13 protein-coding genes are annotated in these 14,691 nt (G+C 44.1%); 3 read left to right on the top strand and 10 right to left on the bottom strand.

Annotated features, from left to right (window positions below; all coding sequences use genetic code 11):
- Positions 1–145: 145 nt before the first annotated feature.
- The 8 genes from AB4484_RS18060 to AB4484_RS18025 form a co-directional block, all read right to left on the bottom strand.
- A complete protein-coding gene (locus tag AB4484_RS18060; protein WP_012604204.1) occupies positions 146–361 on the bottom strand; it encodes a hypothetical protein in 216 nt (71 codons plus the stop codon).
- A gap of 268 nt (positions 362–629) precedes the next feature.
- On the bottom strand, positions 630–1,103 hold the full coding sequence (locus AB4484_RS18055) for a DUF2947 domain-containing protein (protein ID WP_017060433.1): 474 nt from the start codon (positions 1,101–1,103) through the stop codon (positions 630–632).
- Positions 1,104–1,255: 152 nt separating this feature from the next.
- Complete coding sequence (gene rimJ, locus AB4484_RS18050; protein ID WP_017060432.1) at positions 1,256–1,843, bottom strand: ribosomal protein S5-alanine N-acetyltransferase; 588 nt, start codon at positions 1,841–1,843, stop codon at positions 1,256–1,258.
- 18 nt (positions 1,844–1,861) lie between these two features.
- Positions 1,862–3,406 carry a transcriptional regulator TyrR gene (tyrR, locus tag AB4484_RS18045; RefSeq protein ID WP_048611644.1) on the bottom strand — a complete coding sequence of 515 codons (1,545 nt, stop codon included), beginning with the start codon at positions 3,404–3,406 and terminating at the stop codon, positions 1,862–1,864.
- A 123-nt stretch (positions 3,407–3,529) separates the two neighbouring features.
- A complete protein-coding gene (locus AB4484_RS18040) occupies positions 3,530–4,582 on the bottom strand; it encodes a YcjF family protein (RefSeq protein WP_268670576.1) in 1,053 nt (350 codons plus the stop codon).
- A 14-nt stretch (positions 4,583–4,596) separates the two neighbouring features.
- Complete coding sequence (locus AB4484_RS18035; protein ID WP_017067718.1) at positions 4,597–5,970, bottom strand: YcjX family protein; 1,374 nt, start codon at positions 5,968–5,970, stop codon at positions 4,597–4,599.
- Between the two features lie 211 nt (positions 5,971–6,181).
- Positions 6,182–6,367: a hypothetical protein gene (locus tag AB4484_RS18030; RefSeq protein WP_004734731.1), complete on the bottom strand. Its 186-nt coding sequence runs from the start codon at positions 6,365–6,367 to the stop codon at positions 6,182–6,184.
- A 164-nt stretch (positions 6,368–6,531) separates the two neighbouring features.
- A complete protein-coding gene (locus AB4484_RS18025; RefSeq protein WP_017068776.1) occupies positions 6,532–8,049 on the bottom strand; it encodes a fumarate hydratase in 1,518 nt (505 codons plus the stop codon).
- Positions 8,050–8,303: 254 nt separating this feature from the next.
- Here AB4484_RS18025 and pabB point away from each other — a divergent pair, with 254 nt between their 5' ends.
- Entirely contained in the window at positions 8,304–9,683 is a 1,380-nt protein-coding gene (gene pabB / locus AB4484_RS18020) for an aminodeoxychorismate synthase component I (protein WP_372079589.1), read from the top strand.
- Between the two features lie 161 nt (positions 9,684–9,844).
- Here pabB and AB4484_RS18015 read toward each other — a convergent pair whose 3' ends face one another.
- Positions 9,845–11,563: an ATP-binding protein gene (locus AB4484_RS18015; RefSeq protein ID WP_372079587.1), complete on the bottom strand. Its 1,719-nt coding sequence runs from the start codon at positions 11,561–11,563 to the stop codon at positions 9,845–9,847.
- 1 nt (position 11,564) lies between these two features.
- Positions 11,565–12,107, bottom strand: coding sequence for a heme NO-binding domain-containing protein (locus AB4484_RS18010; RefSeq protein WP_017080579.1), 543 nt, complete (start codon positions 12,105–12,107; stop codon positions 11,565–11,567).
- 303 nt (positions 12,108–12,410) lie between these two features.
- Between AB4484_RS18010 and AB4484_RS18005 the strand changes: the two genes are divergently transcribed.
- Together AB4484_RS18005 and AB4484_RS18000 are read left to right on the top strand one after the other, a co-directional pair.
- A complete protein-coding gene (locus AB4484_RS18005) occupies positions 12,411–13,010 on the top strand; it encodes a CoA pyrophosphatase (RefSeq protein WP_052878187.1) in 600 nt (199 codons plus the stop codon).
- Positions 13,011–13,319: 309 nt separating this feature from the next.
- Positions 13,320–14,573 carry an aromatic amino acid transport family protein gene (locus AB4484_RS18000; RefSeq protein ID WP_052878186.1) on the top strand — a complete coding sequence of 418 codons (1,254 nt, stop codon included), beginning with the start codon at positions 13,320–13,322 and terminating at the stop codon, positions 14,571–14,573.
- Positions 14,574–14,691 lie beyond the last annotated feature (118 nt).

Here is a 14,691-nt window from a genome sequence, read left to right as displayed (position 1 = left end):
TAATGGTAAAGAAGCTAGCAAGAAAAGAAAAAGCCACTTTCGATTCGTTGAAAGTGGCTTTTTTATTGGTGGCTTAAGGCTGGTATGTGTAATCGACTTATAGCTTTTTGGTTAAGAGCCTTAGCCGTGTTGCAGTTCATCATTATTAATGTTTGGTTCCAGTTGGGTTGATAGGAAAATCCGTATTTTCATAAATGTCAGATAGTTTTTTCGGTTTCTTCTCTTTTGCTCCTTTGTTTGATTGATTATGAGTTTCGCTTAAAAGCCATTCCTCATGCATTTTTGCTGAATCCAAAAACTCTGGATCCTCCATTGCTTCCTTGCGAAGTTTATTTACACGTTCGAGAGTATCCCAAATCATAATACTTCACCTCCACTAAGGCAGTAATATAAAGATAGCCCAACCCCATAAAACTTCAACTAACCCAATGAGATAGCGATCTCAATTTCGTAATTTACCCACTTTGAACGAGTGAAAATGGTCATCTTTGTCAGCACTCAAATAGTGGGTACTTCTCCATGATCTTCGAAGATCATGAGGCACAAAAAAAGCGAGCTCAATGCTCGCTTTTTGTTTATCTATCTGTTGCTCGGATTACCAGCACTAGCTCGATTAAATCACACCGAGGTTAAGCACGGTTACCGATTTTCACCTTGCCATTGGTAGCAAACCAAAGGGCTTCTGAACGACGACGACCGATTAAAATCGGGCCATCATCGTAGAACAAAAAGTTCTTCCAATGCTTCTTGAAAATCGCCCATTTGGTTTCAAGAACATTGTACTTTTCATAACAAAAATAAACAGTTACGTCATCTTGCCAATCAATAAAGTTAAGAATCTCTTCTGGCATTTCTGGCTCATCCGCTTCCCAATGCGCCATCCAGCTGATCTCTTCATTCCAGTTCGATGCTTTGCTTGGCCAGTCTTGCGAGCTCAGTCGTTCTGCGTCTGGGCTTTGAGGGCTAACGTTCTCTTTCCAGAACTGTGATGCTCTCGCCTGTGTCATTGGCTTAATCTTTTCCAAGTCCTCTGCCGGCAGCGGCATTGACTGGTGTGTGAAAATCCATTTTCTTTGGTATTCGTCCAAAGTTGTGTATGACATCAAAATTCCTCAAATATCTTCTCAGGCTGATGGATTTACCATGCCTATCTGTTCTTTTTGATGCAGTGACGGTTTCATTTTATCTATGTCGTCACTGCATCTAACTCTGTATTTACGCTTAATTGATACTTACGCCTAATGACTATTGGTCTCTATACAGCGCGCCTATCTTCCCAATTCGGGTTAACTAATGCCGTCAGTATATGGTCTTCCCATTTACCGTTAATCTGTAGGTAGTCTTTAGCAAAACCTTCTCGGACAAAACCAAGATGTTCTAATACACCCGCACTGCGTTCGTTGTGAGGCATGTAGCCCGCCATTAAGCGGTGCATGTTCTGCACATCAAACATGTAGTCTTTGGCCATGCTCAAACCTCTGCGCATGTAGCCGTGGCCCTGTGCACTTTGAGCCAATGAGTAACCGACATTACAAGCGTAGAACGGGAAACGCGACAAATTACTGAACGATATGGTGCCTAACATTTCATTAGAGTCAGCGTTAATCAGTAAACAGTAATAGCCTAGCCCCATTTTATGAAGCTCGTTTAACTTGATCAGTCGCTGCGCCCAACTCGCTCTATCAAAGAACGCATCTTCGCGTATCGGCTCCCAAGGTTTCAGGTACTCTCTGTTAACCTGAAAATACTCGCTGATCATGCCAGCGTCATCAATTTCAGCCGTGCGTAGAATCAGATTACCATCATGCTTATAAATGCGCTCTGGTGTACTCAAATCTTCCATAATCTTGTTCTTATTCGATCAGTTCTTTCTGATACCGTAATCACGAAGCTTATTCGCAATTGAGGTATGAGATACATTCAAACGTTTTGCTAGCTTACGGCTTGATGGGAAAGACTGATAAAGCTTCTCTAGAATCTGAGATTCATAGTCTTTCATGATTTCATCGAGCGAGCCGTCTAAGCTCAGGTTCGCCATTCCAGCCGTCATTGTTTCAAGCTGTGGCAAATGGAATTGCTCAACCGTTAGTGTGTCTGAATCTAGCTCTGTTAGTGCACGTAGAACCATGTTGTCTAACTGGCGAATGTTGCCCGGCCATTGGTAATTACCAAGCTGGTCGACTAACTCTTGAGTCAATTTTGGTTTTAACATACCTAACTGCTGCGCGTACTTTGCAACGAATAGTTCCAACAGCGGTGCTACGTCATTTGAGCGTTCACGCAATGCAGGGATAGACAGAGTCAGTACATTCAAGCGGTAAAACAAATCTTCACGGAACGAACCCGAGTCGGCTAATTCAGAAAGACGGTGGCGCGTTGATGCAATAATACGAACATCAGCGTGCATCTCTTCTTCTTCACCAACACGACGGAATGAACCATCTTGTAAGAAACGCAGTAATTTGATTTGTAGATGCGGGCTCATCTCGCCAATTTCATCTAAAAATACGGTACCGCCATTCGCTTGTTCGAAAATACCTTTATGACCTTGCTCATGGTTGAATGAACCCGGCGCATGACCAAACAATTCCGTTTCCGCTACGTCATCAGGCATCGATGCACAGCTTAGAATCAAGAATGGGAAAGACGATCGATTTGAACGGTTATGACACGCTTTCGCCAACATCTCTTTACCTGTACCCGTATCGCCTTCAATTAATAGAGGCTGATCCAGCATAGCCAATTTCTTAGCTTGGCTGATCAAGGCTTTATGGCGATTAGAGACACCAACAAAGTGTTCGAAACCTAGGTTGTTCTGTTCTGGGATTGAATCTGGCGAGTTCATCTCTTGATTACAAGAGCGAATCGTCATTACTGCGCTTGCCAGTACCGCTTCGTTGACATCACCACCAAGGTAAATCGGCAGGATCTCAATAGAGAAATCTAAACCATCCAACACGACAACTTCACGATGACGCGTTACATCGCCTTCGATCCAGCGAGCAAAGTTAAAGCTAGGCACAAACGTCGCTAGCGGTTCACCGATGACTTCGTCTTCTTGTTTATTGAAGAGGTTCAATGCAGCGTGGTTAGCCATATCGACTGAGCCTTTAAGGTCAATCGCAATCACGGGATCAGGTAGGTTTGCCAGCAGAGCAATCAGCTCTGTGTTATGCCTTTCGCTTGGCATAAATTGGATCTTACGTACATCCTTCACACCTGAAATTCGGCGAATTTCAGCCATAAGTTCACTAAAAGCATCAAAATCGATATCAGGGCAGTTTAGGTAAATAATACCTTTAACATCAATTTCGATTCCTCTTAAATCAATGCTTTTTGAGGCCAAGATATCGAGCAACTCACGCGTTAAGCCGAGTCTGTCTTCACACAATACTTCAAGACGCACAAATAGTCCTATTATAGGTGTCAGGATAAGTTGACAGTAGTGTGGATTAAGCTCTGAGTTCAGTCAAGAAGAAGAGTAAACATATGTTTACTCTTCTTCTCAAACTATTGAGCTTCAAATGCTTTATTTGAGAGTGATACGCTTTATTTCAGAAAGGACGGCTTTGCGGAGATCTGCCAGTTTTACTTTTCGTTCGTTATGCCAAGGCATAGGACGCAGCAATGTCATGGCTTTTAGACCCAGTCTCGCGGTAAGGATACCGACACCTAGCCCCTGACCTGCTCGAGCTGAGACTTTGCCTGCAAGATCCATCGAGACGAGATCCATACTTGCATCAATTGCGAGCTCACTGGCTCCCGCAGCTGCCATGTTGATTAACACCAGTTTAAATAGCTTAATACGAGACCAGTAGCCAAGCTCAATGCCATACACATCTGCAAGCTTGTCTATCATGGTGAAATTTCGCCACGCCACCAGCAACATATCTGCTGCGGCCAATGGACTCACCGCAACCAAAGCCGCCGATTCGGTCGAGAACTTAGTGACGATTTGAGTCGCTACTTTGTCTTGTTGACTCACGACTAACGCATCGTACATATCCAACACTTCTGCATCACTGTGCGCTGGATTAATGCTGTTTCGCCACTTATCGTACGAAGGAGACTCAGCGATAATGCCGCCTTGCTTGGCGATGTTTTCACAGAACGCTTTGCCCTTACCGACACTTTGGCTTTGGAGTAGTTCTTCACTCTGCTCTTGCACACTAAAGTGATCTTTAAGCGAGCGCAGTTTCCACAGCTCTTTGCCTACTGCGCCTAAACCCAATGAAGCAATGGCAGCAATAAAGCCAGCCCAACCTAACGCAAGCCAGTCAGCCGTTTGAATCGCGGTAATCACCGAATCAATTGCCTGCCATCCAACTAGGCCAGAGAAAGCGACCAATAAACCCGTTCCAAACCATTTCTTCTTTTTGCTCGGTCGAATCACTTGTTCCAATTGCTGCTCAGCTTCGCCATCAAGTTCGGCTTCCACTTTCGGTGCAACAGGGACAAATTTCTCTTGTTCTGTGAACAGTTGTTGAGCGCCTAAATCCGGGCCAACTTCGCTCTTGTCTTGCTCATCAAAAGAGGTCTTCAACGGCTCATTAAAGACCTGCTTTGTTTTTAATTCACTCATTTTGATTGCCTCAATTACTTCAACTTGTCGCCAATGAGATACTCTAAAACCTTGTCGACTCTTAGATGTTGGCAAGGTTCATCGGAATGTTGCTCCATCGGTCTAAAGCTCGTGAAATCAAACTGGTTGGTTTCCCAATACTGTTTGTTGGGCAACTTACGCGGCACCTCTCCCGGATACATGGTTTGAGGGACATTATCCAAAGTCACACCTTGCAACGCCGGAACATTGTCTGAGCCAGACGAGATATAACCTGCGCTGGTCGCTTGAATAGACGCGATACTCATACAACTCATGTCGATGTGTTCAAATGCCGCCTGTTGCCAAGCCGGATGCACCATCTGTTGTAACAGTGACACCAAGTTCGGATGTTGATCCGGTGTCACATGGTCAGCTTTAGTGGCTGCAAACAAGATTTTGTCGATCTTCGGTGCAAACAGACGCCTTAAGATATTGCTTCGACCGTACTTAAAGCTCTTAAGTAACTGTTCTAACGCGCCACGCATATCCATGAAAGAGTCATAGCCCGCATTAAGTGGCTGTAAGCAATCCACTAGCACTATTTGTCTGTCGAACGTCGCGAAGTGATTCTTGTAGAACGCTTTGACGACCTTCTGTTGATACTCTTCATAACGCGCTTTCAGTACCGCATAGTTACTTGTTTTTGAGAACTTACCCTCAGGTGCGATACACGGGAAGAATTGCAGTACAGGCGCGCCTTCAAGCTCACCAGGTAATACGAATCGACCCGGCTGTACCCAATGCAACCCGTTACTTTTACAAGTATGAAGGTACTGGGTGTAGCTATCGGCAATCGCGACCAGTTTCTTTTCGTCCGCTTCTGCTAGCAAATCGATATCACCACGCATGGCGTTCCACTGTTGCGAGTAAGTTTCTCTGTCGCCTTTTAATGCGGCAAACTGAGATTGGCTCCAGGTATCGAAGTCCATGTCCAGTAGAGGTAAATCAAGCAGCCATTCACCTGGATAATCGACAATATCGAGATAAAGGGTGCTGTTTTTACTCAGCAGCTTTTTCGCGCCCTTCGCAGGCTTATATTTGATTGCTAGACGAATCTCACTGACATCACGCGTTGGCACCGGCCATTCTGGTGGCTGTGCATTCAACGACTCCATCGCTTCATCGTAAGAGAAGCGTGGGATCATCATGTTGTGTTGCGGGATGCGCTTTGCGCCAATAATTCTTCCATCTCTCGCCGATGCAAGCAGTGGCAAGTTTTTGTGGGTAGACGTATGAAGAAGCTGATTAACCAGCGAAGTAATGAATGCTGTCTTACCCGCACGAGAGAGCCCCGTGACCGCTACTCGAATATGAGAATCCGTTCCTCTGCTTATAAAGTCACTCATTTCTTGAGTTAGGTGTTTCATTTGAACGACTCCGTGATAGTTAGGCTAGCTGGTTATGATAATAGAGAGGCAAGCCTATGTTCTTTCCCAGTTGGGATAGTTTGTATGCTTTTGTTTGTTCTTTTGCTAATAGTGGTGAGTATGCAATACACATTCTTAATGCTAGATGAATAAAAGCCCCTGACTACATTCATAATCAGGGGCTTTAGAATTTTTGCACGATATCCGACGTTTAATCGTCTTCAATCAACTTGTAGATAACAAACAGCGCAATCTCTGCAATTAGCCAAAGCGCACATGTAATCGTCACGTATTTATTATCAAAGATACTGATCCCTTTCAAGATCAGGTCGTAGCCAACAAAAGCACCAATCACCACTGCCAAGATAATCTGTAGGATCTGAATAAAACGAGGCATTCCTCTCTCCTATGTTCTTATATCAAACTATGTGTTTATCACTATATCATTGATAATATGACAAAAGTGCAGATAATGCTGCACTTTTGTCTTTAACTTTCTGTCAAAAATTGCAATTCAAACGCTGAAGTTAGCGACAATTACGATTTTTTGGCTTCGGTTAATTACGCTTTCTCAGCTTCAGCAATCTTCACTTTCCACGTGTCAGGGCCGATCTGGTGTGCGTTCACGCCATTAGAGTCAACCGCTACCGTTACAGGCATATCTTCAACTTCAAACTCGTAAATCGCTTCCATACCGAGATCTTCAAACGCTACAACGCGTGCTTTTTTAATTGCTTTCGCGACTAAATAAGCTGCACCGCCAACCGCCATTAGGTAAACCGCTTTGTGCTCTTTGATTGATTCAACCGTTGCAGGGCCACGTTCCGCTTTACCGATCATGCCCATAATGCCAGTTTCGTTCAGCATCATGTCAGTGAACTTATCCATACGTGTTGAAGTTGTTGGACCTGCCGGACCTACCGCTTCATCACCTACGGCATCAACAGGACCCACGTAGTAAATGAACTTGCCTTTGAAATCAACGCCAGCTGGTAAGCCTTCACCGCTTTCTAGCATGCCTTGAATACGTTTATGAGCCGCATCACGACCGGTTAAGATCTTACCTGACAGAAGAACCGTTTCGCCTGTCTTCCACTCTTGTACGTCTTCTTTAGTCACTTCATCAAGGTTAACACGGCGTGTGTTTGCGCCCGCTTCCCAAGTGATGTCTGGCCACTCTTCTAGCTTAGGTGGCGTTAGCTCTGCTGGGCCGCTACCATCTAGCGTGAAGTGAACGTGACGCGTTGCCGCACAGTTCGGGATTAAGCAAACTGGCTTAGATGCAGCATGAGTTGGTGCTGTTTTGATTTTCACGTCAACCACAGTCGTTAGACCGCCAAGACCTTGTGCACCAATACCCAGCTTGTTTACACGGTTGAAGATGTCTAGGCGAAGCTCTTCTTCTGCGTTCTCAGGGCCTTTTTCGATAAGCTCTTGAATATCGATGTGTTCCATCAATGATTCTTTTGCTAGCACCGCTGCTTTCTCAGCCGTACCGCCGATGCCTATACCTAGCATGCCCGGTGGACACCAGCCTGCACCCATTGTTGGTAACGTCTTCTCTACCCATTCTGCAATATCATCAGAAGGGTTCAGCATAACCATCTTGGTTTTGTTCTCAGAACCGCCGCCCTTCGCCGCGATTTGAATTTCAACTTTGTTGCCTGGAACCATATTAATGTGGACAACCGCTGGTGTGTTGTCTTTGGTATTAATACGCTTACCTGCCGGGTCCATTAGGACAGATGCACGCAATGGGTTATCTGGGTTGTTGTAAGCTTGACGAACGCCTTCATCAACCATCTGTTGTACTGTTTGATCCGTTTCCCACCTAACATCCATACCGATGTTCACGAAACAAGTAACAATACCCGTATCCTGACAAATTGGACGATGGCCTTCCGCAGACATACGCGAATTGATAAGAATCTGAGCAATTGCGTCTTTAGCTGCTTGGCTCTCTTCTTTCTCGTACGCTTTTTCTAGGGCTTGGACAAAGTCTAAAGGGTGATAATAAGAAATGTACTGAAGTGCGTCAGCGACACTGCTGATCACATCTTGCTTACGAATAACCGTCATTGCATGCCTCTTTATTGTTCTGGTTCCATGTGGGTTCACAGTTTGGCTATCTATACCAAATCGAATTAGGTGGTTTAGCTTTTTATTGTGTTGAGCTGTATTTAGTTGCTTTAGCAATCGCTTGCATAGCTTTAAACTAAACCACTTGGATTACTCCGTTCTAATCAAGAACCCATTTTATTTTCAATTTATGATACTCTTGCTTCCTCTCACACGCCATGCAGTGATCGAACTCTTTGTCACAAATTAAACAAATGAATAACAACGAATTTCGCTCTATCCAAATCAAGCCGCTTGAATATCAATCAACTTTAGCTAAACAGCTGTTTTCCCATATTGAAAACCTGCCGTGGGCAATGCTATTACGCTCCGCTTCAGAAAGCCACGTTGATAGTCGATACGATATTTTAGTTGCTCAACCCATCGCCACCTTCGAAACAATCGGTGCAAAAACGACCGTTAATGTTAATGAGACGTGCGAGGTTTCAGACTCCGATCCTTTCGAACTACTCGACCAATATCAGCAACAGTTATTGCCTGCGACTAAAGAGCACTCTAAGTTGCCATTCGTTGGCGGCGCTTTAGGCTATTTTAGCTATGATTTAGGGCGCAGAGTCGAGACACTTCCATCACTCGCAACGCGTGATATTGAAGCACCTGATATGGCGGTTGGCTTGTATGAATGGGCAGTTATCGTAGACCACCAATTGAAAACGGCGTGTATTGTCGGTTGCAATATCGATGAACATCATGATTGGCTGATGCAGCAAATGGCTCAATCACACCTAACACATGCACCCTTTGGATTAACCACACCATGGCAGTCCAATATGAGCGAAGAGAGCTACGCCACTAAGTTCGATAGCGTTCAAGAGTACCTGTTATCCGGCGACTGCTATCAGATTAACTTAGCTCAGCGCTTCAATGCCCAATACCAAGGCAGTGAATGGCTGGCTTATGACAAATTAGAACAGTACAACTCAGCGCCCTTTTCTGGTTTCATCCGTTTGGCCGACTGCGCAATCATCAGTGTTTCGCCAGAGCGTTTCTTAGAACTCAAAGACAACGTCATTGAAACCAAGCCAATCAAAGGCACACGACCTCGTTCTGAGGACCCGATGATTGATGATGCTAACGCGCAGGACCTAGCAAGCGCCGATAAAGATCAAGCGGAAAACCTGATGATCGTCGACCTACTTCGTAATGACATTGGCCGAGTAGCCAAACCGGGCACGGTGCATGTACCAAAATTGTTTGATATTGAGAGCTTTCCTGCCGTGCACCACTTGGTAAGCACGATACGAGCAGACCTTGATGCTCAATATTCTGCGACTGACCTTCTGAGAGCGTGTTTCCCTGGAGGGTCGATTACTGGCGCACCAAAAGTTCGCGCGATGCAGATCATTGAAGAGTTAGAACCGCATCGACGTTCAGCGTACTGCGGCAGTATTGGTTACATCAGCCGAAATGGCAGAATGGACACCAGCATCACCATTCGTACCTTGGTCGCAGAGAACAACACGCTTTATGCATGGGCTGGCGGTGGTGTGGTATTTGATAGTGATTGTGCTTCTGAATACCAAGAAACACTGGATAAGCTAAGTCGAATTCTACCGGTACTTGAAGATTGCTAAACCTAGTGTCATTAACTGCTAGTTCCGCGACTTAATGACGAGTTCCGCAGCTTAACGGCCAGCAAAAGCTCTATATAAGAAGAAACCGAAGGATCGCAAGATTACTTCGGTTTTTTGTCTTTAATATAGAGTACATAACTCACAACGCTTTATTGGCCTGTTTACGCAACCTTCACCGCAGAGACACCCCACTTCTTAAGCATCTCTTTAAGATCATTGGCGGTGTAAGGTTTACTCAAAATGTCATCCATTCCACACTGAATACAACGTTCGCGTTCTTCAAGTGTCGTTCCGGCGGTCAGTGCCACAATAGATTTAACGTAACCGTTCTCTCTTAGTTTCTCTGTCGCTTCAAAGCCGTCCATAACGGGCATTCTGCAATCCATGAATACAATGTCGTATTCATTGTCTGACGCGAGCTCAAACCCTTCAACACCATTACTTGCGATAGCCGGTTCAATCTCATGTTTACGAAGCATTTGTTGGATGATGATCTGGTTCATTTTAATATCATCAACCACCAGCACTTTAAGTAGTGACAATTCCGCTTCAGACTCGAAGCCCTTGGCGACACTATCACTCTCAGCTGGAACATCGACAACTTGAAGAGGAATCGAGATGGTAAACGTCGTACCTGAGCCAACAACACTGGTCACCCCAATATCGCCATTCATCAGAGCCACCAGTTTGCGACAAATCGCTAACCCAAGCCCGGTGCCCTCATAGTTTCTGCTACTTGAGTTATCTGCCTGCGTAAAAGGTTCAAACAGCGTCTTATGCGCCGATTCAGCAACTCCGACTCCGGTATCTTCTACAGAGAAAACAAATTGGTTTTTGTCCCACTCAATATCAACATTCACATGCCCTTCTTCTGTAAATTTAATCGCATTACCGATTAAGTTCACAAACAGCTGAGTGATGCGCTCTAAATCGCCTTGAAAATGGGAAGGAACATTTGACGCAACACTGATATTGAATTCAAGCTGCTTCTCTATTGCTCGATTGACGAAGATGCTTTCAATCGTGTTTCTCAAATCATGCAACGCAAATTTCTTAGGAATAAGATCCAACATCCCTGCATTGATTTTGCTGTAATCCAATAGATCATTAATGATGGTTCTGAGAAACTCTCCAGACTGGCTCAGGTTGTTCACAATTTCACGCTGAGAACTGTTGAGTTCGGTATCACTGATCAATTCTGCACTACCTAACAAGCCATTAAGCGGAGTTCTTAACTCATGGTTAATCATGGCCACAAAGTCACGCGTTGCCCTTTCGGACTCTTCCGCTCGTTTACGTGATTCAATATTTCGGTTGATTGCTAGTTGATGGGTTAAGGCACTGCAGATAAGGTCCGTTACTAACAGCAGTTGGCTTTGTATAAACTCGTAGTCTTGGTCTAACAACCTGACTCTGACGATTAACGCGCCGACTATGACTTTTTCAACCTCTAAGGGCACGGTCAGCAGGTCGTCTTGCCAATGAGGTTCTTGAATGTCTTGCTCTAACACCTCGACAGTCTCATCGCCATAATCATAGGTGTGTAACTGAGGGATGAGCTTGGGAGGTAGAATCAAACGACTGGCTTCGATTAAGTAACTGTTAGTCACGTTCGTCGTTAGTTCAGATAGCATGACATCATCGAGATCATTTCTTAGAAACGCGCGCCCAAAATCAATCAACAGGTTGTCGATTTGTTCTTGGAATTCAATGCGGCGTATATTCGCGTTGGAGCGCTTTTCTAACTGACGCAAAGCAAGCTCAAGTTGTTGGTTAGCCTCGAACAGCTCGAGGCTCTTCTGTTCCAACAATCCTTCAGCCGCTTTTCTTGCCGCGATTTGACGCTTGAGCTTCTTCTCTAGGGCAGATGCCAGATCCATATTACTTTTCTACTTTGAGATTAAACCTAACCACGCTTTGGTCATCATTTTGTGGCGTCATCTCCACCGCGATAGATTCACCGTGGTATTCAGCGCATCCTTCTATAAGTCCTAAGCAAACATGAGACATACACCTTGCGCTTTTGTAGTCAAAAACAAGTTGTGCTTCGGTCGTGGTGATAAAACTGAATTCAGGTGGCTCAGCATCTGGATAGAGCTTCTTCACTTCAACGTGAATGTAGCGCTCTACGTGCTGAATAAATTGAAAGGTGGTCGTGCTATGAGCAAGGCTCGCTTTATTCGGTAATGAGGCCAGTAAGTTCTTAAATACAGACTGCCCAAACACGCGTTGCAAGCTTGCCGCATCAATATCGGTTTTCTTACTCAAGTTGATAATCAACCTGACAAGGTCTTTGTGGTCGTAACTGCCGACCGACGTATAGATCCCTTCGTCTTCTGACATTTCTAGAACTTCTTCCAAAAGCTCTAGCCCAAACTTGTCTTCAACAAGCTCTAAAAATTCGGTGAATATGATTCCTTTCATCTCATACCTTTTCTTCTATTTCTTTTTAGAATGGTCCACTAAGTTATTGTTATCAAATTCTTAAACAAAAAATCTACGTTTCGTCACCCAATTTTATGACATGGGTAACGCTTACTCGCCTGTATGCACATGTTGAATATAGCAAAAATCGTCATTTTGAGGAGATTCATCGGTAAACAGCCTCTCATGACGCCCAATTGATAACTAAAAGAGGGAAAGTGAATGAAGAAAAACTCAATATTGGTAATCAACCCACGGTTATGTCTATACTTAAAATCATAATAATCAATATATTGGCTTGATATGAATAAAGAAAACTTCCTTCAACAATTCCAACTAAACCCTACCGTTGGCTATCACCCAGAGTCAGTAGAGCGTGTTTCGCATATCAGTGGCGATCAATTACGTAAAGCGGCAGTGGTGGTCGGTTTAGTGGAAAGAGAAGATGGTTTACATGTCATTTTTACTAAAAGAGCGGCTCATTTAAAGCATCATCCTGGCCAAGTCAGTTTTCCTGGCGGTAAACACGAACTCTCTGACCCTTCTATGCAATTCACCGCACTTAGAGAGCTCCATGAAGAGGTAGGAATTCGATCGGATCAAGTTAAAGTTGTTGGGCAATTACCCGCTTTGAGTACCATTAGTAAATTTTCTGTGACGCCGATTGTTGCTATGGTCGATCCTGACTATGAAGCCATCATCGATGAGAACGAAGTTGCCTCTATTTTTGAGGTGCCTGCCACCTATGTTTTAGACCAAGCCAAGTTACACAGCCACACTGTTAACTTCAAACAAATCAAGCATCGTGTTTTTGCGATGCCTTTCCAAGAGCACCTAATTTGGGGCGTTACGGCGCAAATCATCCAATCACTGCAACAACATGTAGTGCAACGAATTACATAGCAACTACGTTTTGTTTAATCTCTGTTAACAAAATCCAGACTTTCTATGGAACAGATTTATTAATGCAATTTTACGCAAACGTTTCCCTGGTATAAATCTATACAACCCCGCCTTTCGCATAAATAAAACTAATACCAAGCATAAACATAAATCACCTGTGGCACGCTATTTTCGTGATCAAAAATCCGTTTTTCGCATATCATGTGACACGCCGTTTCATTACATGATTTAGATCTATTTTTTGCAGAAGAAAATTCTGCAGAATTAGCCCCGACTTATTTCCTGTTCCCAAAAAATGAGTAATTTAACATGAACACAACAACTTCTTCGGCAAATGCCGTTAAAGATTCAAGCAAGTTTAACTATAAAGATTTTACCTGGTGTTTATCACTATTCGGTACAGCAGTTGGTGCTGGCGTACTATTCCTTCCAATCAAAGCTGGTGCGGGTGGTTTTTGGCCATTAGTTATCCTAGCTCTAATTGCGGCACCAATGACTTGGTTCGCACACAAATCTCTAGCTCGTTTCGTACTGTCTGCTAAAAACCCTGAAGCTGACATTACAGACACAGTTGAAGAGCACTTCGGTAAGACTGGCGCAAACATTATTACTTTTGCTTACTTCTTCGCTATCTATCCGATCGTTCTTATCTACGGTGTTGGTATCACAAACACGGTTGATTCTTTCCTAGTAAACCAAATGGGTATGGAATCTATTCCACGTCCTCTTCTTTCTGGTGCACTTATCCTTGCTATGACAGCAGGTGTTGTATTCGGTAAAGAGCTGATGCTTAAAGCAACTTCAGCAATGGTTTACCCACTAGTATTCATCCTACTAGCGCTATCTTTTTACCTAGTTCCTGATTGGAACACTTCAATGATGGACGTAAGCCCAGAATGGTCAACAATGCCTTCTATTATCTGGCTTGCTATTCCAATCATCGTGTTCTCTTTCAACCACAGCCCAATCATTTCACAGTTCTCTAAAGAGCAACGTCGTGTATACGGTGAAGACGCAGTTAAGAAAACTGACGCAATCACTGGTGGTGCAGCAATGATGCTGATGGGTTTTGTAATGTTCTTCGTATTCTCTGTAGTACTTTCTCTATCTCCAGAGCAACTAGCAACAGCACAAGCGCAAAACATCTCGGTACTTTCTTACCTAGCTAACGTTCACGAGTCTCCACTTATCTCTTACATGGGTCCTCTTGTAGCGTTCGCAGCGATCACTTCTAGCTACTTCGGTCACTTCCTAGGTGCTCACGAAGGTCTTGTTGGTCTAATCAAGTCTCGCTCTGGTTCTTCAATCTCTAAGATTGAGAAAGCATCTCTAGCGTTCATCGTTGTTACAACTTGGATTGTTGCGGTAGTTAACCCAAGCATCCTAGGTATGATTGAAACAATGGGTGCTCCAATGATTGCAGCTATCCTGTTCCTAATGCCTGTATTCGCGATGCAGAAAGTACCAGCTATGGCTAAGTACAAAACTTCAGCACCTGTGCAAATCTTTACAGCTTTATGTGGTCTAGCGGCTATTAGTTCTGTAATCTACGGCGCTCTTTAATCTCAAGCCCTTTTTATAAGATGGCATCCATCTTATATCGCGAGATTAGACAAAAAATATAATGATAATAAATGAGCCTCCCTACTCCCCTTGGGAGGCTCTCTTTTTGAGGTAATCG

It is taken from the genome of Vibrio sp. 10N.261.46.A3, assembly GCF_041472995.1.
GTDB classification, from domain to species: Bacteria; Pseudomonadota; Gammaproteobacteria; order Enterobacterales; family Vibrionaceae; genus Vibrio; species Vibrio coralliirubri.
Note: the sequence above shows the minus strand (reverse complement) of the source record. Positions and strands in the feature narration are given on the sequence as shown.